This is a genomic window from Hymenobacter lucidus, assembly GCF_020447265.1.
Classification (GTDB): Bacteria; Bacteroidota; Bacteroidia; order Cytophagales; family Hymenobacteraceae; genus Hymenobacter; species Hymenobacter lucidus.
The window spans coordinates 241548-264478 of record NZ_JAJADR010000003.1; the positions used below are offsets into that span (position 1 = coordinate 241548).

Sequence of the window (22931 nt, forward strand, 5' to 3'; positions counted from 1 at the left end):
GGGGTTGGGGTGAGGCGGCTAGAACTAAGCCCCGAAACTCTGGCTATATACCCATGCAAGCACCCAATTCTACCACCCCTCCAACTAAAACCCGGCAAATAATAAGCCTCGTCCTCGGGCTGGCTGTCGGTATTGCCTTCTTCGCGGGGGGCGTCTACTTCGTTAAAAAGGATAGGGCCGAAAAGCGGGAGTTGATTCTGAAAAATCCGGGGTACGCCACGGGCATCATCACCCGAAGAAGAACCTACAAGGGCAGGCGCATATCCGTGCGGTACACCGTTGGCGGAGTGGAGTATTCCCTTCGAACGAGGGTGCCCAGAAACTTTTTGCGCACCCACGAAAAAGGCGATACTACTGCTGTCATTTATTCTACAGTCGATCCATCAAACGCCATTCTGAAGGCCAAACTCCGGTCTTCAGCTAACTAGCCGTTTTTCTCCCTGCAAGGGTCTGTGCCTTGCCCTCCTATGGAAGCTCAAGCCCCCACCCAACTCGAAACCGGCACCTACGAAATCCTGCGCAACCGCCTGCAAAAAAGCAGCACCGACTTGCGCCAGCGCCTGGACCTGCTCAATACCGAGCGTAAGCAGGTGTTCGGGGCCGTGGATACCCGCCTGATTGGCACCGGCCGCATTACCACCGAAAACAACTGCGTGCCCTGGGACATGGTGCCGGTGGGCCGACGGTTCATCTTTGGGTATAACGTGGTGCTGGGGCTGAAGGCGGAGCCGGATTTGGCCGACGTGTTTGGCGTGTACGAGTACGCCGAGCACGACTTCCGGCCGCTGGGCCTGGAGCTGCTGCAGAACCCGCAGTTTCTGGAGGAGTTCCGCAACCTGTACCGCTACTACAAGAACACCCAGTTCGTGAAGTTTGCCGTCATCGGGCACCACTTGTTCATGGTGTTCCGGGTGGGCAAGAGTGCTTCCGACGTGAAGACGTTCAAGTGGCTGATTCAGGGCGAGACACTCAACTACATTGATAACCGCTCCGACCACGAGTACACCTTTCCGCCCCAGCACGAGTTCCAGTGGAAGCGCGCCACGCGGGACATGCAGCGCGGCGGCCGGCACCCCCACATCAGCATCGAAGACAAGGTGTTTGTGGAAACCGTGGGCGGCGACCTGACCATCAAGGTTGAAGACAACACCACTTCGGGCCACGGCATTCTGAGTGAGCCGGTGGACGACAAGGACCAGACCCTGGACGACTCGGAAATCTACTATGCCGTGGTCGGCAACCTGATTCTGCTCAAAATCCGGCCCTACCAGGAGCAGCAGTACCGTTATTTTATCTTCAACCACAAGCTTAAAACGGCCCAGCGCCTTGATGCCCTGGCCGATGCCTGCGTGCTGCTGCCCGACGGGCAGGGCCTGATTTTCCCCCACGGCTTCTACCTGCAAACCGGCGACAACAAGCTCTTCGACAACGGCCTGCGGGAGATGCTGTTTGAGAAGCGGGTGGTGTCGCCCAACGGGGAGGATTTCCTGTACGTGTTCTTCAACAAGGACCACGGCACCTACCTGCTGCTGAGCTACAACCGCATTGCTCAGCACGTCGATAACCCGATTGTGTGCCACGGCTACGCGCTGTTCGAGAACGGGGAACTGTGCTACTTCCGGGCCGACGACGAGCCCAAGAAGCACCACGCCGTGCAGATCTGGCAGACGCCCTACACCGCGCCGGATTTCCAGCTGCCCGTCACCTCCGACTCCTACCTCTACAAGCTGGGCAACAAGGAAATTGTGCGGGCCATGAGCGAGGTGCAGGAAGTGCTGACCCTGACCGGCAAGGACGACAGCTACGCCGGCCTCTACCTCGACCTGATTCGCCAGACGACTAGCCTCACCGACGCCTACCATTGGCTGCGCGAGCCCGCCGCTCAGGCGTTGGCCGAGCCCCTGGGCGAAATCCGGCAGACGGCCACCGCCGCCGTAGAGGAGTTTGAGAAGGTGCAGAGCATCCGCAAGAACACGGCCCAGCAAACGGCCGCTGTGTTCCAGAAAGCCGACGAGCTGACCGGCCGAATCCGCCGCTCGGCGCCCGACTCCGTCACGGAGTTCGTGCAAATGCTGGGTGAGCTGCGCGGGGTGCGGGGCGAGGTAATTTCGCTGAAGGAGCTGCGCTACGTGGAGCTGCCGGCCGTGGAGAAGCACGCCGCTGACCTCGAAGCCCTGAGCAAGGAAGTGGCCCTGCAGACCGTGGACTTCCTGCTCAAGCCCGATGCCCTGGCGCCCTACTCCCAGCGCGTGCAGGCCATTGCCGACGGCGTGGAGCAGGTGAGCAAAACTATCGAAGCCGACCAGCGCGAGCAGGAAACCGCCGCCGTGGCCCAGGAGCTGGAACTACTGATTGAGGTCGTGAGCAACCTGCCCATCCCCGACCCCACCCAGACCACGGCCATCATCGACAACATCTCGACGGTGTACGCCCGCTTCAACCAGATTCGGGCGGCGCTGAAGCGGCGGCGGCAGGCCCTGGCCGGCACCGAGGCCCAGGCTGAATTCACGGCCCAGCTCAAGCTGCTGGAACAGGCTCTCACCAACTACCTCGACCTGGCCGACACCCCCGTCAAGTGCGACGAGTACCTGACCAAGCTCATGGTGCAGCTGGAGGAGCTGGAAGGCAAATTCCCCGACTTCGACCAATTCATTGAGCAACTTACTACCCGGCGCGAGCAGGTAGTGGAAGCCTTCGAGTCGAAGAAAACGGTCCTGGTAGCCGCCCGCAACCAGCGCGCCACGGCCCTGCTGCAAAGCGCCGAGCGGCTGCTGAAAGCGGTGCAAAGTCGCCTCACCCGCCTGGAATCGGTGGCCGACATCAACGGGTACTTTGCCGCCGACGTGATGGTGGAAAAGGTGCGCCAGACCGCTCAGGAGCTGCTCAACCTCGGCGACTCGGTGAAGTCGGACGACGTGCAGAGCCGCCTGAAAACCCTGCGCGAGGACGCCGTGCGCCAGCTCCGCGACCGGGCCGACCTGTTTGCCGACGGTGGCCAGACCCTCAAGTTCGGTCCCCACGCCTTCACCGTGAACACCCAGCCCCTAGAGCTGACCGTGGTGCTGCGCGACGGCGACCTACACTACCACCTCACCGGGACCAACTTTTTCCAGAAGATAACCGACCCGGCCCTGCTGGCTTCTAGGCCAGTCTGGGAGCAAACCGTACTGTCGGAAAACCAGGACGTGTACCGGGCCGAATTTCTGGCCTGGCGCATCCTGCAGGCGGCTCAGCACCCCGCGCCGGCCGATGCCGAAGCGGGTCGCGCCGCCGTGCTGTCGGTAACCGAGCTAGGCCACCTCAGCTCCGCCGAACTACTGGCTTACGTGCAGCAATTTATGGCCGCGCGCTACCAGGAAGGCTACCTCAAAGGCGTGCACGACCACGACGCGGCCCTACTGCTCACGGCCCTGGTCCGCCTCACCCGCACTGCCGACCTACTCCGCTACCCCGCCGATACCCGCGCCGCGGCGGCCCTCTACTGGCTGCGCTTCGCCAACCCCGACCAGCGGGCCCACTGGGAGCGGCAGCTCCAAGGCATCGGAGTGCTGCTCCAGGTGTTTCCCGATTCCCAGGAATTCGATGAGCTCAAAACCGAGCTGCAAACGGCTGTAAACCACTTCGCCGAGCAAACCGGCCTCTTCACGCCCGCCCAGGTGGCGGAAGCCGGCGACTACCTTTTCCACGAGCTGACCCACACCGGCACCTTCATCATTGCCGCCGAAGCCGCCGAGCTCTACCAGCAGTTCCAGAAGCAGCTGCAGGAGCGCCAGGCCACGGAGCTGTTTCAGCAGTCAGTGATGGGCCTCCAGGACCAGCCCGCCGCCCAGCTCCCCCTAATTCGGCAGTGGCTACAGGCCTACCTGCGCCAGGCCCCGGCCGCCGCTACCCTCTCCGATTTCTGCAACGAGTGCGCCGTGCTTTTGCTCACCGGCACCTACGACTCCGCCCGCGTAGTACACACGCCTTTGCGCGAAACCCTCGAAGGCTTCCAAGGCACCCACCCGCGCATCATCTCCACTAACAACGGACAACTAACAACCAACAACTACCACCTCGACTTCCCCGATTTCCGCCGCCGCCTGCTGCACTACGACCGCGCCACGGTGGCCCAGTACGAGCAATTTCAGGAAGTGAAAAAGCAGCTGCTGGCCCGGGCCGCCGAGGACATGCGCCTGGAAGACTTCCGCCCCCGCGTACTCACCTCCTTCGTGCGCAACCGCCTCATCGACCAGGTGTATCTGCCCATCATCGGGGCCAACCTGGCCAAGCAGATCGGGACGGCGGGTGAGGGCAAACGCACCGACCTGATGGGCTTGCTGCTGCTCATCTCCCCGCCCGGTTACGGCAAAACCACCCTCATGGAGTACGTGGCCAACCGCCTGGGGCTCATCTTCATGAAAATCAACGGGCCGGCCATTGGGCACGCCGTGACCAGCGTGGACCCCGCCCAGGCCCCTAACGCCGGGGCGCGGCAGGAGCTGGAGAAGCTGAACCTGGCCTTCGAGATGGGCGACAACGTGATGATTTACGTGGATGACATCCAGCACTGCAACCCCGAGTTTCTGCAGAAGTTCATCTCGCTCTGCGACGCCCAGCGCAAGATTGAGGGCGTCTACCAGGGCCGCCCCCGCACCTACGACTTCCGCGGCCGCAAGGTGTGCGTGGTGATGGCCGGCAACCCCTACACCGAAAGCGGCGACGTATTCCAGCTGCCCGACATGCTAGCCAACCGCGCCGACATCTATAACCTGGGCGACATTCTCACGGCCGGCTCCGAAAACGCCTTCCGCCTCTCCTACCTCGAAAACGCCCTGACCAGCAACGCGGCCCTGGCCCGCCTCGCCACCCAAAGCCCCCAGGACGTGCCCGCCCTCATTCGCCTGGCCGAAACCGGGCAGCAAGATGGCCTCAGCTTCGAGGGCAACCACACGCCCGAGGAGCTGAACGAGTACGTGGCGGTGCTCCAGAAGCTGCTACGCCTGCGCGACGTGGTGGCCCGCGTAAATGCCGCCTACATTGCCAGCGCCGCCCAGGCCGACGCCTACCGCACCGAGCCGCCGTTCAAGCTGCAGGGCTCCTACCGCAACATGAACAAGCTGGCCGAGAAAGTGCGCCCCGTGATGAACGACCAGGAAATTGAGCAGCTCCTGGCCGCCCACTACGAAAGCGAAGCCCAAACCCTGACCAGCGCCACCGAAGCCAACCTGCTCAAGCTGCGCGAGCTGCTTGGCTGGCTCACCTCCGAGCAAGCCGCCCGCTGGCAGCAAATCAAGCAAACCTACCTCGACAACCTCCGCAACTCCGGCGCCGGCCAACTCCTGCAGATGCTCGATAAGCTGGAAAACATTGCCGGCGGGTTGAGTGGGATTCGAGAAGCGCTAAAGCGGGAGTAACGTACACCCCATGTCCGCAATGACGACCAACAACCTCGTGTTTCTTCTCACCGGCACCGGTCTGTTCTTTTGGGGCTTATGGCTCTGGCGGCAACGACAACGGCTTGTCCGCCACGGACAGTTTACAACGGGCATGGTCATCGGCCACGACGAAGGTCCCATTGTTAGGTTCTACACCCAGGACCAAAAACCGGTATCCGGTAAATCTGCCGCTAGTCCATCGAGTAGATACCATCCGGATGGTGCGTCCATCGGCGTGTACTATGATCCTGAAAAGCCGCGGGATTTTGTGCTTGATACCACAGAGCACAAGGTAACTCCCCTGCTCATCATGCTTATGGGCATTGTCTTTTTTTTGGGTGGACTCTTTTCCAAAATAGACTAGTCTTTCCCTTGATCCTACTTTATTTAACAACCTGCGCAACTCCGGCATCGGGCAGCTTCTGCAGATGCTCGATAAGCTGAAAAACATTGCCGGTGGGTCGAGTGGGATTATTAATATAGCTACTCAATACTCACTTGCTGTTTTTTTTATCATTCAATAAAGCCTCTAACTTGACTTTGGTTTCCGGAATAACTTGCAGAGTCAATGCTTTTTTGAAATTCTCGATGGCTTTGGTTTTAGACCCTGTTTCAAGATAAAAGTCACCTAAAGAATCATAGCAGTTGGCGCTGCTTGGATTGTTGACCACGTTAAGCTTAAATAAAGCCTCTGATTTTTTAAACTGCTTGGTCCGCAGCATTTGATACCCAAGGTTATTAACTTGACTTTCACTTGGCTTGATAGTATAGCCCATTTGCTCCGATACTCTTTTGTAATGAGTAGTCAACAATGACTCTAGATTAAATTTAGGATCCTGTAACTCACTATCATAGATTTTTAGCTTGTAGAAATCGTATACAAATCGAAGGGCATCATACTCTCCAATCAACCTTACGGAGGAGTGATTATCGTCTTCATAGAATTTGTACTTAAAGCGCAGTTCGTTTTTCTTGTTCCTAGTAAGCTCTTTAATGATGGCTATATTGCTACGAATAAGAGAGGTAGTATTACTTGTATCCTTTTGAACGCTTAGCGTATCTACTCCTCTTTCCAAACGATTGGCCATCGCCATGAATAACTTTTTCCCTTTGTAGGTACGGCCAGGTAAAATTATCTTAGCTTCTTTCACAACTTTTTGGTCACTCCACCACAAAGCGCCGTCGAGAGAAACATACGAATTAAATAAGCTTGGATTGTGCAGAAGCGTATTCACAACCGTCAACCCTCCAACCGAGTGACCGATAAGTGTCCTATACGTTGTGGTTGGATACGTCGCATCGACGTAGGGAATCAATTCCTTTTCAACGAACGACATGAACTTATCACCACTGCCAATGAAGTTAGGAAACTCCTTTTCAGTGCCCGTTGTGAGCTCACTCAACCTATCTGTATGTACAATTCCAATCACAATCGTAGGAGGGCAAAGGCTTGATTCCTCCATATGCTCTACTATACTTACGACCGAGTTGAAATTATCGCTTCCATCCAGTAAATAAATAACTGGATAACGCCCTCGGTCTTTGATTTTATTTCCTCCATTGCTTGTAGGAATATGAATCAGCACGGCGCGCTTTTGTCCTAGTATTTCCGAGGACATGGTTTCCTCAAATCCAAGAATTAAGGGGCTACCCTCTTGTGCGTTTGCACAAAAATAAGCTAATAAGAATGCGCAAAAGAATAGGATAGATTTCACAGGATTATGCAAGCAAAAATGAGAATAAAACTGATTTAGAGCGCCGAAGGTAGGAATAAAAGCCAGACGAGCATTACTTCGAATCATTAAGCCTTTGTTTTCGATTCTAGTAGCTAATATGCTTCCTGATTCCTTCTTACTGGCGCGGGTTTAGCACTGCGTAACCCATAATCAGCCTTGTGGGGAAACTTGGCACCAACCCGCAGCAGCCCTACCTTGCCCCCTCGCTAAACTCCTCCTCTATATGGGCAAGCAATATCCTACTATCAGCGCCGACATTCAGGCTTTTATTGAGCGGCAGCACGTGTTCTTCGTGGGTACAGCTGCCGCCGATGGGCGCGTCAACATCTCGCCCAAGGGCCAGGATACTCTGCGCGTGCTCGGCCCCAACCGCGTGGCCTGGCTGAACTTAACCGGCAGCGGCAACGAAACGGCTGCCCACTTGCTGGAGGTGAACCGCATTACGCTGATGTGGTGCGCCTTCGAGGGCAAGCCCAACATCCTGCGCCTCTACGGTACGGCCACCATCTACCACCCCCGCGACGCGGAGTGGGCCGAATTGCTGCCGCTGTTCCCAGTGCTGCCCGGTGCCCGGCAGATTCTGGTGGTTGACGTAGACCTGGTGCAAACCTCCTGCGGCATGGCCGTGCCCTTCCTCGACTACCGGGCCGAGCGCGACGAGCTGAATAACTCCATGGAAAAGCGCGGCCCCGAGCAGGTAGCAGAGTACTGGCACAACCGCAACGCCCGCAGCATCGACGGCAAGCCCACCAGTATTTGAGGTGAGTGCCTGGAAGAAGCGTAAGGCATTCATCCTGCCGCCATCAGGTGGCTGGACCACAAAAACGCCCTGCAACTTACGTCACGGGGCGTTTCTTCAGGGTTATTTGTCAGGGCAAGGGTTATCGAACTTTGTAGTTCACGTGCCAAAACGATTCTACCGGGTTATGGACGCGAACTACAAAGTTTGCCCTACTGCTGCCGCTACGGCAGGCCCTTGCCGCCGGCCGCGCCGTACACCTGCCCCGTGGCGTAGCTGGCCTGCGGATCGGCGAGCTGCACGTAGATGGAGGCCAGCTCCACGGGCTGTCCCGGCCGCATCATGGGCGTATCGCCGCCGAACTTGACCAGCTTTTCCTGGGTAGCGCCGCCGCTCACCTGCAAGGGCGTCCAGATGGGGCCGGGGGCCACGCCGTTTACCCGGATGCCTTTCGGGGCCAGCTGCTTGGCCAGGGAGCGGACGTAGTTGGTAGTAGCGGCCTTGGTCTGGGCGTAGTCGTAGAGGTCCTCGGAGGGGTCGGTGGCCTGCTCGGAGGTGGTGCCGATGATGGCCGAGCCCGGCTTGAGGTGGGGTAAAGCGGCCTTGATAATCCAGAACGGGGCGTAGACGTTCGTTTTCATTGTGGCGTCGAAGTCCTCGGTCGTCACGTCCAGAATCGACTTGCGGGTTTGCTGCCGGGCCGCGTTGCTGACCACGATATCCAAGCCGCCCAGCTGCTTCACAGCTTCATCCACCAGCTTTTTGCAAAAGGCCTCCTCGCGCAGGTCGCCGGGAATGGCCACGCCCTTCTGCCCGGCCGCCTTGATGAGGGCAATAACCTCCTTGGCATCGGCTTCCTCGGCGGGCAGGTAGTTGATGGCCACGTCGGCTCCTTCGCGGGCGTAGGCAATGGCGGCGGCGCGGCCCATGCCCGAGTCGCCACCCGTAATCAGAGCTTTGCGGCCCTTCAGGCGGCCCGAGCCCTTGTAGGTTTTCTCGCCGTGGTCGGGCTTGGGGTCCATCTGCGAGGCCAGCCCCGGCCAAGGCTGGCTCTGACTCTTAAACGGCGGCTTGGGGTAAGCCGTGGTAGGGTCTTTAAGCGGCTCGGCGGCCGGTTCGGCGCTGCCGCCGCCTTCCGCGCTCAGCACGGGTCCTACGGCGGCTACGGCCAGGCTGGCGCCCAGCCCACTGATTACCTGCCGGCGGCTAAGCTTGCTTTCTTCTTTCATAGCAATAGAGTTTAGGTTGGAATAAGCACGTACGGAGGGAACCGGCTGCAGAGTTTTATATTCCCCCAGAAACGCCCTGTACTGCCGCCGGCCCAACAAAAAAGGGCGCCCTGCGGGTGCCCTCTTCTTTGTGGTAAAAGCTCTGTTCTGCCGCCCGCGCGGCAGTTGGCGGCCACGCCTTTACGCAAGTTATTGCCGCCTCGCTACTGCTTCCACTTCTGGGCGATGCGCAGAGCCGTTTCCAGCATGTGGGGCGCCCATTCCTCTATCTTCCAGGCTGAGTGCGCCAGGCTGGAAGCGTGGAGCTGCTGCCGGGCGGCCTCGAACGAAGGGGCCGTTTCCAGAATGCGGGACAACTGCTGCTGCTGCTCGTGCAGGTGCGCATCCTCGGCCACCGGCCCGGCCAGCCAGGGCTGCGGCGGCAGAAACAGCTGGCTGGCCCGAGGCGCCGCCCGCCGGCGAAACTCACCTACCAGGGTTTCCATGCGCCCGAAGTCGGCCCGGAATTGAGTGCGGCTGGCTTCAGTTTTGAGGGCGTTGCCTAGCTGCTCCAGCACCACGTACTTCAGGTTGGGGCAGCGGGGCAGGGTCAGCGCCAGCAGCTCAAACACTTCTTCCGGCACACTGTCGTCGTGGGTGTCGCGCCGCACCTGCCGCCCCGGCTCCTGCCCCGATTTCTCCCAGCTGCCGCCCGAAATATGGATTTCCCGCACCCGCTCCAACGGGTACAGCTTGATGAGCTCCTCGTAGGGCACGGCAAAGTTGTGGAGTTGGCAGAACAGGTTGTGCAGATCCAGAATCAGGAAGCCGTTTACCGGCTCCACCAACTGGTCCAGAAACTCGCCGTGCCGCTGCACTTCGTCGAGGGAGTAGGCAAAGGCCAGGTTTTCTAATCCTACCGGGCACCCGGCGGCCTGCTGAATGCGCCGCAGGCGGTCTTGGCCCAGGCGCAGCGCGGCGCTGGTATAGGGAATGGGCAGCGGGGCCCCGGAGTGGAAATTCTGCCCCGTAAAAAAGCCAAAGTGCTCGGTGATGTGGTCGAAGGCGAAGCGCCCGGCCAGCTCCCGCAGTTGCTCCAGCCACTGCTGCTGCTCCCGCGTCCAGCGGCCCGAAAGCAGCGAAAAATACACCCCGTGGCCTACCAGCCGCTTTTGGTCGGCAAAGGCCCGCAGCAAGTCGGTAAACCACTCGGGCACCTGCTCGGCCCAGAACAGCGCGTCAAACGACCATTCCAGGGCTTCCACCCGGCCCTGCTCCAACAACGGAAAGGACGCCGACAGGATGTCGGCGTCCAGGTTGCAGGCTATGGCCGACAGGATGCCGGGCTCCGACACTGCGGCGGCTGGCACTTGCGTACTCACCGTTTAGCCCAGGCCGCAGGCGGGGCAGTTGTCACCGGGGACCGGTGTTTTCTTGCCTTTGAGGGTACCCTGCTCACTTTTAGGGCCGGGATTGTCTTTTTTGCAGCTGGTCGTGGTCTGGGCTACCATCCCAACCAGGACGGCTCCGAGTAATGCCTGTGAGAGTTTCATTGCGTAAAGGTTGGGTTCAGAATGATACGATAAAGTGGTAAGCCGGACGGAGCGGTCCGCGCGTCCAGGTATAGGAGCCTGCCAGTAGCGGCGGGGTTGCATCGGCAAATCGAAAAAAGTGCCACCGGCTATCTACGGCGCAGCGGGCAACTATATTCAGGTAGCAAAATAATTGTTCTTGCGCGCCGTTAACAGCCCGCGTTGCTACCCTGGCTACCTGTTGTTTATTCCTTAGCATTCCTTCGTGTACACTATTTCTTTGCCCCCGCTACTGCGCCTGCTGGTGGCGCTGGCATGCCTGCTGCCGCTGGTGGCCCGCGCCCAAACCGCTCCTACCTTCGACATGGCCGTGCAGGTGCTGGCCCCTGCCGGTAATGCCCGGCCCCATTCCCAGGATGTAGCGGTGGATGCGGCCGGCAACAGCTACATCAGCGGCGCCGTCTCGGGCACGGTGCGCTTCGGCAACACGACCGTTTCGCCGGGCGCAAATGACACCTACATTGCCCGCCTGGATGCGGCCGGCGGCTACCGCTGGATAGTGCAGTTGCGGACCGGCAATACCAGCGGCGCCTACTCCACCAGCCTGGCCGTTGACGCCAGCGGCAACGTGTATGTCGCCGGCATCTTTTCGGTGGCCTCCCTCACGCTGGGCAGCACCACGCTAACCAATACCGGCAGCCGCCGCATCTTCTTAGCCAAGCTTGATGCCGATGGCAGGTGGCTCTCGGCTGTGCAGGTCGGCGGCGGCAGTGTGAGTGACATTGCCCTCGATGCCGGCGGCAACGTCTACCTCACCGGCCAGTTTGAGGGTACTGCCACTCTCGGCAATACTACCCTAACCAGCGTGGGGCGCTCCGACCTGTTTGTGGCCTGCCTCGAGGCCGGCAACCGGTGGCGCTGGGTGGTAAGCGGCGGCGGGGCTGGCGACGACTGGACGGCCGGCATCGGTGTAGATACTCAGGGCCATGCCTACATCGGGGGCAATATGATGGCCGGGGGCAGGCTCGGTGCCCTTAGTGTGCCCGCTACTACGTACGTTGCCCGACTAGATGCGGCCACGGGCAGCTACCAACGGGTAATTACCACCAGCATTGCCAATGACTATGCCTTTATGAACCGCTTCACGGCCGATGCGAAGGGCAACTGCTACGTTACCGGCAGTTATCTGGGCAGCATTAGCTTTGGCAGTCACACGCTTACCAGCGTCGGCAACGGCATTTCCAACGATGACGTGTTCGTGGCCAAGGTCGATGCGGGGGGGAGCTGGCAGTGGGCGACTACCGCCGGGGGCACCTCGGGCGAGTACAGCACCGGTATTGCCGTCGACGGCCGGGGCAACAGCTACATCACCGGTGGCTTCCGCGGCCCCCAGGGCAGCCGGTTCGGAGCCGCAACGCTGTTTCCCCGCAACCCCTCCCTGTATTTCGACGATGTATACGTGGCCAAGCTCGACGCCAACGGTAACTGGCTGTGGGCCGTGCCGGCCGCCGGTGAGCAGGCCGACATCAGCACCAATCTAGCCCTGGGACCTTTTGCCACACCCTATATCGTGGGCGAATACTTCAGCCCCACCATGAGCTTCGGAGCCATCAGCGTGCCCGGCGACGCCAGGTACCAGACTTCGACCTACGTGGCCCGCATGCAGCCCAACGAACTGCGCATCACCGGCGACTCGCTCGTCTGCAATGGCGGCACCGTGCAGCTCACCGTGACTACGCTGGCGCTGGGGGCCCCGGTTGGCTACCGCTGGAGCACGGGCGCCACAACGGCCAGCATCAGCGTGACGCAGCCGGGCCTCTACTCGGTTACGGCCATTTTCAAGGATGGCTACAGCCTCACCGAGCAGTTCCGGGTGCGCGGCCTCACGCCCAGCCTGCAGATTACGGGCAACACCGGCGCCCTGTGCCCCGGCACCCCACGCCAGCTGACGGCCGTGGGCTCGGGCGCGTTGGCCCTACGCTGGAGCACTGGGGCCACTACTCCCAGCATTACCGTCACGCAGCCGGGCACTTACTCTGTGCAGGCTACCTACAGCGCCGCCTGCACCCTCTCCACGCAGGTAGAAGTGCAAGCCAACAAGCTCAGCATCAGGGGCCGCCAGCAGCTATGTCCGGGCCAAAGCACTACCCTCACGGCTACCGCCGAAGGCAGCACCGTAGCGGGCTACCGGTGGAGTACCGGCGCCACCACCCCGACTCTGGTGGTGGCGCAGGCGGGCACGTACACCGCCACGGCTACTTTCGCCGACGGCTGTACCCAAACGGCTACTCACACCGTGGGGCCGCCGGTTGCCAAAGTGGCTTCTATCAACGGCGACACGCTGCTGTGCGCCGGGGCTACCCTCTCGCTCACAGCGCTGAACCCCGACGCCAGTAGCTACCAGTGGAACACCGGCGCCACTACCCCCACCATCACCGCCGACCGGCCCGGCACCTACGCGGTAGTACTTTCCTACCCGGGGGGCTGCACCAGCCGCGACTCTCTGCTGGTGCAGCCCGTGCCCGGCGCTCCGGTCTTCACACTGGGCCCCGATACCACCTTGTGCCTGGAGCAGCCGCTGCTGCTGCGGGCACCAGCCTTCAGCGGCCCGGGCGTGTTTCGGCGCTGGTCGGATGGTAGCACTGGCCCCACGCTGCTCGTCAGCACGGCCGGCACCTACTCGCTGCAAATCAACACGCTCTGCGGTAGCCGTACCGAAAGTCGGCGCGTGGATTATGCCAGCTGCCTCTCTATTCCGAATGTTATTACTCCCAACAACGACCAGCTCAACGACCGGTTCGTCGTCCGGAATCTCACCCGGGGCGACTGGGCTCTGACGCTCTACAACCGCTGGGGCAAGCAGGTATACGCTACCGGCATCTACCGCCACGACTGGGGTGCTGACGCCGCACCCGGCGTTTATTATTACGTGCTGCGACAGGGTGCCATCCGCTACACAGGCCACCTCGAAGTTATCCGCTAAGCCGCTCCAACGAATTACGCACGCAGAACTTCTACCACTTGGTAGCAGCAACAGCATACGGGCTATTGCCGCAGAAACTCCACTATTTCCTGCAAGAGCTGGTCGCGGCCTTTGTCGGGGCGGTCCAGAAATACGAAGTGGGTGGCCTGCGGCAACGTCACGACCTTGTGCCGGGGTGAAAGCACCAGCGCAGCATCGAGGGCGGCCAGGTCGGCGGGCCGCGACCAGAAATCGAGGGCCCCGCGCAGACCCAGCACGGGCATGAGTAGGTCGCTGGCCCGCCAGTAGGCCGTGCCCAACGACTGGTTGAAGCTTTCTTCCCGCCAGCCGCCGGGCACGCGCAGCGTAGCAGGCGTGCGGGTGGCGCTGCCCTGGTCGGTTTCCACGGCCGTTTGAGCGTAGGCCTGGGTCACGGCCGGGTCGCGCCACCGGGTTTTGTCGGCAGCCGGAATGAGCCGGTCCCACTGGGCGGGGCTCATAGCGGCCACGTCGGCCAGCCGCCACGGCCCCAGGCCCCGGTTGAAGCGGGTGGAGTCGCGGGGGTGGGCAAAGCTGGCCCGCAGTGCCCAGGGTGCCCGCACGCCGTAGAGGGAATTGAGGCTGATAAAGTGGCTGATCTGGGGGGCGTGGTGGCTGGCGTAGTAGCCACCCCAGTGGCCCCCGGTAGCCCAGCCAAACAGCGCCATCTTAGGCACGTTTTCCCGCCGCCGAATGGTTTGCACCACGCGGTCAATGTCGGCGCTGGCCTCCCGGCAGGTCACGTTCAGATGAGTCGTATCGGTGGGGGCCATGGTGGGGTCGTCGGAGCCGCCCCAGCCGCGCACGTTCATCAGGTACACCGTGAGGCCGCGCTGGGCCAGGTCGACAGCCAACGAGCCGCCGGGTACCGGCAAATCGAAGGAAGCCACGCCGCCTGCGCCGCCGCCGTGCAGCAGTAGCAACACCCGGGCCCCGGGGGGCGTAGCGCGCGACGTTACGCGCCGCACGGCCAGGGCTCCTACCGGGCCCTTCACTATGAAATCTTCCCGCCGAATAGAGTTCAGGGCCGCCGAGGGTGCCTGCCCGTGGGCCGGGGCCACGGTTAAAGTCCACCCCAGCAACCCCAGCACCAACGCCCGGCCCGGATTCAATTTATGCAGCATACAAGCAGTAAATGGTAGCAACCGCGTAGCGGGCCTTGGTGGCGCCGCCGCGAGTGAAGATACAAGCCGCCCCGGTTTTTCCCAGGGTTCGGGCGTTGCGCGGCGGTATCCGACGAGCCTGGTCGATACCTGATTGGTGCGGGGTGGCGTTGCCAGGGCACCGGAAATGCCATCAAGCCGCCTGGTATACTACAGGCCCCCCGCCGCTCCCGTTACCGAGCAGTTTTTATACTACTGCTGGCCGCTACTCCAGTACCCGCTTATTGTCTAGCTTTGATGCGCGCTATGCCGGCCGGCTTATCCTCTTCGCTTTTTCCCGCCTCTATGAAATACTTTTTCGCCGCTATTCTCCTTTTCTCAGTACACGTAGCCGAGGCCCAGATTCGGGGTCTGATGATGGGCGTGCAGGGCGCAAATGCCGCCTACCGCTTGGCCAACCACAAGAAGAAGCCGACCTCCACCAAGGGGAAGCAGGCGGCCAAAGCGGAACCCGTACCCGCCGTAGTGCTGCCGGCCGTGAAGCAGGTCACACCCTTCACCTACCGGGGCCAGAGCGTGTCGCACCAGCGCACGGCCCCCGACCAGCTCAAGGGCAAGGGGAAAGCCGAAATCCTGGCCCTCGAAGCTCTGCTCGACGAAACCCACACCGCCATGCAGGCCGACACGCTACAGCCTTTCCTGCCGGCGGGCCGCTTCGAGGCAACCGTAGCGGCGGCCCGTACTGCCGCCGCGGCTCGCCCCTCTTGGGACTATGCACCCTACCAAAATGAGCTGGCCTTCTACCAGCAGGAGGAGGCCCGCCGCCAGCTCGTGCTGAACCCACCCCCACCGGCCCCAGTACGCGCCCCCCGCAAGCCGCCGGTCAAACGCGGCAAGTAACCGCCTCGCCTAGCTAGCTAAAAAACACCCCGCAACGTGAGCTGCGGGGTGTTTTGGTTTTTACGCGTACTCTTTTCGAATCATGTAGCACTGCCTGCCTGCGGCTCACCGTTGAACGATGATGTCCAGATATAACCAGAGCAAACACCGTCAGCAACGATTGAGACGCAACCTTACGTCTCTACAGCGGGGCTACTTCTGGGTGGCGGCCCAGGCGTCCATCGACTTTTCGGCAATGGCCAGGGGCATGGCGGCGTTTTCCAGCAGCTGGTCGTGGAAGGCGCTGAGCTTGAACTTGGGGCCCAGCTGCTTCTGGTACTTGGCGCGCAGCTCCATGATTTTCATCTGGCCGGTTTTGTAGGCCAACGCCTGCCCGGGCCAGGCCATATACCGCTCAATTTCGGCCGTGGCGGCCTGCTCGTCGATGGAGCGGTTGTCCATCATGTACTTGATGGCCTGCTCGCGGGTCATGTTTTTGGTGTGCATGCCCACGTCTACCACCAGGCGAATGGCGCGGTGCATCTCCCCGTTCAGGGCGCCCATGCGTTGGTAGGGGTCGGTGTAGAGGCCCAGCTCTTTGCCCAGACTTTCGGTATAGAGCGCCCAACCTTCACTAAAGGCGCTGTAGAAACCGAAGCGGCGGAACTTGGGCAGCTTCTCATTTTCCTGCTGCAGGGCAATCTGGTAGTGGTGGCCTGGAATGGCCTCGTGCAGAAACAACGACTCCATGCCGCGCGTCACGTTGTACTTGGTGGCGTCGATGATGGGCACGTAGAAGATGCCAGGGCGGGAGCCATCGGCCAGGCCGCGGTTGTACTGAGCACTGGCCGAGGCGGCGCGAAAGGCTTCGGTCTGGCGCACCTCGAAGCCGGTTTTGGGCGTGCGGCCGAACATCTTTTTCAGGTTGGGGTCAATCTTGGCCTGAATGCCCCGGTACACGTTCAGCACCTCGTCGGCGGTTTTGAAGGGCATGAACTTGGGGTCGGTGTTGAGGTAGGTGAAAAAGGCGTTCAAATCACCCTTGAAGCCGGTTTCGGTCTTAATCTTCTCCATTTCCTGCCGGATGCGCTTCACTTCGCTCAAGCCAGTCTGGTAGATTTCCTCGGGCTTTTTGTCGGTGGTCGTCCAGAACTTCACGGCATAGCGGTACATATCGGCCCCGCCGGGCACGGCCGAAATGCCGGTGGTGGTGCGGGCCTTGGGCAGGTACTCGTTCTTGAGAAAGTCGTGCAGCTTCTGGTAGGTGGGCGCCACCTGCTCCCGGATGGCTTGCTGGTAGGCCGCCGTGAGGCGCTGCTGCTCGGCGGCGGGCACGGCCGCCGGAAACTTGGCCACGGGCCCGTAGAAGATGCTTTTGGCCGGGTCCGTCGTGACCATGGCCTGGAGCTGGGGCAGCATTTTCTCAACCAGCGGCCGGGGCATCACCACGCCGGCCTGCATACCGCGCCGGAAGTTGCTGATGGCCGTATCGGCCCACACGGGGTAAGCCCGCACCCGGCTCAGCCAGTTGTCGTAGTCCTGGGTGGTTTTGAAGGGTTGATTACCGGAGCCCGCGCCCAGCTGGGCTAGGCCAATAGGCAGGCCGCTGAACTGGTTGAAGGGCATCATCCAGTCATTTTGCTTGAGGCCTTCCAGGCGCATCTGCATCTCGTAGAGGAAGATGTCGTAGCTCACCCGGTCGTTATCGGAGAGCTTGGCGCGGTCCACCTTCTTTACCTGCTCCAGGTACTGCTGAAAAAACTGGCGCTGGGCCGTGCGGTAGGCCTGGGTACCGGTGTTGGGCAGCTGGTCGTTGTAGCGGTTGTCGCCCTGGGAAGTGGCTTCCAGCGGAAACAGCTTGGCGCGCTCATCCCAGTACTTCTCGAACAGAGCGGCCAGCGCCGGCGAATCGGCGGCTACGGGGGCGGCGGTATGGCTCATCAGGGGGCCCAGCAGGGCCACGGCTACGGCGGCCGACAGAAACAGATGCTTCACGGAAGGTAGAATGGTGGTGGAAGCTTAAATGTAGGGCGGTTTGGGCGGGGCTACTATCCGGCGGTGCCGGAAAAACTTTTTCACCGACAGTTTCCCCAATTTCGGGCTACCTTTATAGAAGGATTTCTTGCGTCGTTTATTCCGTATTCCCACCTCATCTTGATGAAACACTTTTTACTTTTTACCCTGCTGCTCAGCAGCCTCGGCGCCCGGGCCGCGCAGCTGACTTTCCGGGTGGATATGCGCCTGCAGACGGTGGCCGCCAGCGGTGTGCACGTCGCCGGCAACTTCCAGGCCGCTGCTGGCTTTGCTGGCGACTGGAACCCGGCTACTACCCTGCTCACCGACCCCGACAACGACAAGATTTACGAGGTGACGGTGAACGTGCCGGCCGGTACGTACCTCTATAAGTTTGTGAACGGCAACGCCTGGACCGGGGCCGAGCTGCCACCCGCTGCCTGCGGCGTGGCCGACGGCGGCGGCAACGTGAACCGCCAGGTGCTGGTAGCTGGCAGCAACGTGCGCCTGCCTGCCCCGGCCTTTGGCGAGTGCAGCACCCAGGTGAAGTTTGCGGTGAACATGCGCGGCCAGACCGTGTCGCGCAACGGCATCCACGTTATCGGCAACTTCCAGCCCCTGGCCGGCTACGGCACCGAGGGTGATGCTACCGCCCTACCCCTGACCGACGACAACGGCGACGGTATCTACGAGGTGCAGATTGCCATGCCTGGCCCCATCCGTTTCCTATACCGCTTTGTGAACGGCAACACCCCGGCCGACGCCGAAGCCGTGCCCGCCAGCTGCGGCCAGCCTGATGGCGCCGGCGTACTGAACCGCTTATTCGATGCCACTGCCGCCGTGAATACCATGCCGGCCGTGTGCTTCAACACCTGCCAGACCTGCTCGCCTTCCCTCTCCGACTACAGCACCCACTGGTGGAACGACGCGGTGTTCTACGAAATCTTCGTGCGCAGCTTCTATGACACCAACGGCGACGGGCAGGGCGACTTTGCCGGCCTCACCCAGAAGCTCGACTACCTCAATGACGGCAACCCGGCCACCACTACCGATTTGGGTATTACCGGCATCTGGCTGATGCCCATGATGGAGTCGCCGAGCTACCACGGCTACGACGTGACCAACTACAAGGCCACCGAGCCCGACTACGGCACGATGGCCGAGTTCGAAGCCTTTATGGCCGCGGCCCACGCCCGCGGCATCAAGGTCATCATCGACCTGGTGCTCAACCATACCTCCAGCCAGCACCCCTGGTTTCAGCAGTCGGCCAGCAGTGCTACCAGCGCCTACCGCGACTGGTACCGGTGGTCGGCCACCAACCCCGGCGCGGGCTGGTACCAGCGCAACGGCAGCTACTACTACGGCTACTTCTGGAGCGAAATGCCCGATTTGAACTGGCGCAGCGCCGGCCTGAAAGCTGCTATGTGGGACGCCACGCGATTCTGGCTGAAAAAGGGCGTGGACGGCTACCGCCTCGACGCGGTGAAGTTTCTGGTCGAAAACGGCACCACCATCGAAAACACGCCCGAGACGATGAATATTCTCGAAGTGTTTCACGACTCGGTGCGGGCCGTGAATCCCAACGCTTTTACCGTGGGCGAAGCCTGGTCGAACACGCCGGCCGTGGTGCCCTACGTACTCAATCAGCGCCTCGATGCCTGCTTTGAATTCGACCTGGCCTCGGCTATCATCAGCAGCGTGAATGCCGGCAACCCTGCCGCCTTGCGCACCCAGCTCGACCTCGTGGACCGCTCCTACCCCAAGCTGCAGTACGCCACTTTCCTCACCAACCACGACCAGAACCGCGTGATGGGGCTGCTCGGCGGCAACGTGGCCCGCATGAAGCAGGCCGCCGCCCTCTACCTGACCATGCCCGGCGTGCCTTTCCTGTACTACGGCGAGGAAGTAGGCATGCTCGGCACCGGCGCCGACGAAGACAAGCGCAAGCCCATGCAGTGGACCAGCGGCGCCAACGCGGGTTTCACCACCGGCTCGCCCTGGCGCGGCGTGAACTCCAACTACGCGCAGTTCAACGTGGCCACCCAACAAGCCGACCCGACTTCGCTGCTCAACCACTACAAGCAGCTCATCCGGCTGCGCAACACCCACGAGGCCTTGCGCAAAGGCTACGTGCTGCCCGTAACTACCTCGGCCTCGCCCCTGCTCGGCTACGCCCGCGTGTTCAATCAGGAAGCCATTGTAACGGTGACCAATATGGGCACCGCCGCCAGCAGCCCCACGCTGGCCCTGAGCGTATCCACGCTGCCAGCCGGCATCTACCAGGCCACGGAGCTGCTCTCGGGCCAGACGGCGGGCACCGTGACGCTAAACGCCCAGGGCGGCGTGAGCAACTGGACGCCCACGCTGGCGGCACTGCCCGCTAACGGCACCTGGCTGCTGCGTCTGGTGCCCACGTTTGCCACGGCCACCAGCGGCAAGCAGTCGAGTTTCACGGCTCAGCTCTACCCCAACCCCGCCACCAACCAGGTGCGCCTGGAGCTGGGCGCTGCCCCCACGGCGTCGGCCACGGTACAGGTATACGACCTGCAGGGCCGGCTGCTGCACACGGCTTCCTTCGCGGGCCGCACCCACCAGCTGAACACCAGCGCCTGGGCCGAGGGCGTGTACTTCCTGCGTATCCAGTCGGGCACGGCCGTGTCGACGCAGCGGCTGCTGGTGACGCACTAATGGTTGCTTAGCTAGTTGTTGGCAGAAGCAGGTATTTAGCATCAAAAACAGAACGTCATTCCAAACGACTTTCCGAAGCTTAGGCCATCAACAAGGTCATACCGCCCATCAACAAGGCCCGGCGCTACGGTAGCGCCGGGCCTTGTTCGTGTTTGCCAACAGGTTTGCAAAGTCCTGCTTACTCGGCCCGCAGATTGGTGACCGGGTTGGCTGTGGCGGCCCGCACGGCTTGGTAGCCCACGGTAAGAAAGGCCACCACCGCTGCCAGCAGGCCCGCGGCTCCGAAGGCCCACAGCGGCATATCGATGCGGTAGGCGAAGTCCTGGAGCCAGCGGCTCATGGCCAGCCAGGCGGCGGGAAAGGCAATAACGGCTGCCACCAGCACCAGCAGCAGAAACTCCTTCGAGAGCAGCGCCACGATGGTGGGCACGCTGGCTCCGAGCACCTTGCGAATCCCGATTTCCTTTTTGCGCCGCTCGGCCGCGTAGGTAGCCAGGCCAAATAGTCCGAGGCAGCCCACGAAAATGGCAATGCCGGTGAAGGTCCAGAGCAGGGTTTTGAGCTTGTCCTCGGCCTTATACATCTCGTCGAAATTGTCGTCCAAAAACCGGTACTCGATGGGGCTCTCGGGGTTGAACCGGCCCCACACCTGCTTGACGCCCTCCACCGAGCTGCCGACGTTGTCGCCCTTCAGCTTCACGGCCACCTTCCAGTAGGCTGGTGGAAATATCTGCAGCACGGCCGGTTCCAGCTTGTCGTAGAGACTCTTGTAGTGGAAGTCCTTGACCACGCCGATGACCTTGCCCACCTTCAACGAGTCGGGGTTTTGGTCGCTCCACACTTGCCATTTCATGATGCGCCCCAGGGCCTGCTCCGGCGTGCCGAAGCCCAGCTCTTTCACGGCCGTTTCGTTGATGATGAAGGCCTGGTCTTTGTCGGTTTTCAGGTCCGGAGAAAAGTCGCGGCCCGCCACCAGTTGTAGGCCCAGGGTGTTGAGGTAGTCATAGTCTACCATCAGCTGCGTGACGCCGTAGTTTTTCTGCTCGCCGTTGGTGGGCACGATGATACCGTCGCCGGCCACCTGGTCGCCGGGGAAGCCGTAGCCGATGCTGGCCGACACCACGCCGGGCACCTGCCGCAGCTCGTTTTTGAAGGTTTCGTAGTGTCGGCTCATGTTGTCGCCGCGCATGGGAAAGAACATGATTTGCTCCCGGTTGAAGCCCAGGTCCTTGTTGTGCAGGTAGCTTACCTGCCGAAACACCACAATGGCGCAGATAATGAGAAACACCGACAGTGCAAACTGCACCACAATCAGCCCGTGCCGCAGCCACTGCACCCGGCCAAAGATTCCATCCGTGACGACGGCGCTTTTCAACACCTTCACCGGCTGAAAGCTGGAGAGCACCAGCGCCGGGTAGAAGCCGGCCAGCAGCCCCACCACCACCGTGAGCACCACCAGAATACCCAGCAGCGCAGGGTTACGAAGCAGGTCAAACGTCATTGTTTTACCCGTAAAGGCGTTCAGGGCGGGTAGCAGCAGGGCCGTGAGCAGCGTTGCCAGCAGCACGCTCACCAGCGTGAGCAGCACCGTTTCGCTCAGAAACTGTAGCATCAGCTGCTGGCGGCTGGCCCCGATGGTTTTGCGGATGCCCACTTCCTTGGCCCGCTGCATCGATTTGGCCGTGGCCAGATTCACGAAGTTGAAGACGGCAATCAGCAGAATGAAAGCGGCTATGAAGCTCAGGGCCTTCACATAGGTGATGTTGCCCTTCACCGTCAGATCGTACTTGAAGGTGGCCGAGTACAGGTGAATATCCCGCAGCGGCTGCAAAAACGGCTTGTCGTTCATTTCCTCATCCTTCATCGTGGGCTTCACCTGCTCCACGATGTAGCGCTGCAGCTTGGCCTGGGTTTGGGCAGCATCGGCACCGGGGCGCAGCCGGGCGTAGGTAAAAAACTGGTGCCAGCCCCATCTTTTCATGCGGGCTGCCGGTAGCTGCGCCGCCGCCAGCGGCACGAGGTAATTTACCTTCAGGTGGAATTTCGACAAGTCGTTGCGCAGCACGCCTTTCACCACAAAGCCCGTAGTGTCTATCTTCACCTCTTTGCCCACGGGGTTTTCGGGGCCAAAAAAGCTGGTGGCCACGTCTTCAGTGAGCACAATGGAGGTGGGCGCATCCAGCGCGCCGGCGGCCGAGCCGTACTTAAAGGCCAGCGGAAACACTCCGAAGAAAGTCGAGTCCACCAGCAGCCCGTCTTTGACGTAAATCTTTTTGTCGCCCACGACCAGCAGGTTGGTGGTTGGATTCATCAGGATGCGCGCGGTTTGCTCGACTTCGGGAAACTCCTGTTTTAGGGTGGTGGCGTACATGGGCGACACCGGGCTGTAGGTTTCCGGCGTTTCCTTGCTGGTTTGCTCGGTGTAGATACGGTACACCCGCTCGCCGGCGGGCAGGAATTTGTCGAACTGTAGCTCGTCGTACACAAACAGGCCGATGAGCAGGCAGGCCGTGAGGCCCAGGGCCAGGCCGGCAATATTGAGAAAGGAAAAGCCCTTGTGCCGGACGAGGTTGCGGTAGGCCACCAGGAAGTAGTTCTTGAACATGGCGGTGAAG

Annotated in this window: 14 protein-coding genes; 7 read left to right on the forward strand and 7 right to left on the reverse strand. The window is 61.1% G+C overall.

Annotated elements, in window-relative coordinates; genetic code table 11:
* The first annotated feature begins 53 nt into the window (after positions 1-53).
* The 3 genes from LGH74_RS25210 to LGH74_RS12600 are packed head-to-tail and all read left to right on the forward strand — an operon-like array spanning position 54 to position 5781.
* On the forward strand, positions 54-428 hold the full coding sequence (locus LGH74_RS25210; RefSeq protein WP_431357450.1) for a DUF3592 domain-containing protein: 375 nt from the start codon (positions 54-56) through the stop codon (positions 426-428).
* A gap of 39 nt (positions 429-467) precedes the next feature.
* Complete coding sequence (locus LGH74_RS12595) at positions 468-5396, forward strand: DNA repair ATPase (protein ID WP_226176230.1); 4929 nt, start codon at positions 468-470, stop codon at positions 5394-5396.
* 19 nt (positions 5397-5415) lie between these two features.
* On the forward strand, positions 5416-5781 hold the full coding sequence (locus tag LGH74_RS12600) for a DUF3592 domain-containing protein (RefSeq protein WP_226176232.1): 366 nt from the start codon (positions 5416-5418) through the stop codon (positions 5779-5781).
* 130 nt (positions 5782-5911) lie between these two features.
* Here the strand turns inward: LGH74_RS12600 and LGH74_RS12605 are convergent, their stop codons facing one another.
* Positions 5912-7132: an alpha/beta hydrolase-fold protein gene (locus LGH74_RS12605; RefSeq protein ID WP_226176234.1), complete on the reverse strand. Its 1221-nt coding sequence runs from the start codon at positions 7130-7132 to the stop codon at positions 5912-5914.
* A 244-nt stretch (positions 7133-7376) separates the two neighbouring features.
* Between LGH74_RS12605 and LGH74_RS12610 the strand changes: the two genes are divergently transcribed.
* Positions 7377-7913 carry a pyridoxamine 5'-phosphate oxidase family protein gene (locus LGH74_RS12610; protein WP_226176237.1) on the forward strand — a complete coding sequence of 179 codons (537 nt, stop codon included), beginning with the start codon at positions 7377-7379 and terminating at the stop codon, positions 7911-7913.
* Between the two features lie 203 nt (positions 7914-8116).
* Here the strand turns inward: LGH74_RS12610 and LGH74_RS12615 are convergent, their stop codons facing one another.
* The 3 genes from LGH74_RS12615 to LGH74_RS12625 form a co-directional block, all read right to left on the reverse strand.
* Complete coding sequence (locus tag LGH74_RS12615; protein ID WP_226176239.1) at positions 8117-9121, reverse strand: SDR family oxidoreductase; 1005 nt, start codon at positions 9119-9121, stop codon at positions 8117-8119.
* A 203-nt stretch (positions 9122-9324) separates the two neighbouring features.
* Positions 9325-10482 (reverse strand): multinuclear nonheme iron-dependent oxidase, encoded by a 1158-nt coding sequence (locus LGH74_RS12620; RefSeq protein ID WP_226176240.1) that lies wholly within the window; start codon positions 10480-10482, stop codon positions 9325-9327.
* 3 nt (positions 10483-10485) lie between these two features.
* Positions 10486-10653, reverse strand: a complete 168-nt coding sequence (locus tag LGH74_RS12625) for a chryseobasin-related MNIO class RiPP peptide (RefSeq protein WP_226176242.1) — start codon at positions 10651-10653, stop codon at positions 10486-10488.
* Between the two features lie 244 nt (positions 10654-10897).
* Here LGH74_RS12625 and LGH74_RS25100 point away from each other — a divergent pair, with 244 nt between their 5' ends.
* On the forward strand, positions 10898-13615 hold the full coding sequence (locus LGH74_RS25100) for a T9SS type B sorting domain-containing protein (RefSeq protein ID WP_226176244.1): 2718 nt from the start codon (positions 10898-10900) through the stop codon (positions 13613-13615).
* 62 nt (positions 13616-13677) lie between these two features.
* Here the strand turns inward: LGH74_RS25100 and LGH74_RS12635 are convergent, their stop codons facing one another.
* The gene (locus LGH74_RS12635; protein WP_226176246.1) at positions 13678-14757 is read right to left on the reverse strand and encodes an alpha/beta fold hydrolase; all 1080 of its coding nucleotides are present in this window, start codon (positions 14755-14757) and stop codon (positions 13678-13680) included.
* 324 nt (positions 14758-15081) lie between these two features.
* Here LGH74_RS12635 and LGH74_RS12640 point away from each other — a divergent pair, with 324 nt between their 5' ends.
* Positions 15082-15636 carry a hypothetical protein gene (locus tag LGH74_RS12640; RefSeq protein ID WP_226176248.1) on the forward strand — a complete coding sequence of 185 codons (555 nt, stop codon included), beginning with the start codon at positions 15082-15084 and terminating at the stop codon, positions 15634-15636.
* 192 nt (positions 15637-15828) lie between these two features.
* Here LGH74_RS12640 and LGH74_RS12645 read toward each other — a convergent pair whose 3' ends face one another.
* Complete coding sequence (locus tag LGH74_RS12645; RefSeq protein WP_226176251.1) at positions 15829-17610, reverse strand: DUF885 domain-containing protein; 1782 nt, start codon at positions 17608-17610, stop codon at positions 15829-15831.
* Positions 17611-17772: 162 nt separating this feature from the next.
* Here LGH74_RS12645 and LGH74_RS12650 point away from each other — a divergent pair, with 162 nt between their 5' ends.
* Positions 17773-20316: an alpha-amylase family glycosyl hydrolase gene (locus LGH74_RS12650; protein WP_226176254.1), complete on the forward strand. Its 2544-nt coding sequence runs from the start codon at positions 17773-17775 to the stop codon at positions 20314-20316.
* A 178-nt stretch (positions 20317-20494) separates the two neighbouring features.
* On the opposite strand, the gene LGH74_RS12655 is transcribed toward LGH74_RS12650, so the two are convergent.
* Positions 20495-22921: an ABC transporter permease gene (locus tag LGH74_RS12655; protein WP_226176257.1), complete on the reverse strand. Its 2427-nt coding sequence runs from the start codon at positions 22919-22921 to the stop codon at positions 20495-20497.
* Positions 22922-22931: the final 10 nt, after the last annotated feature.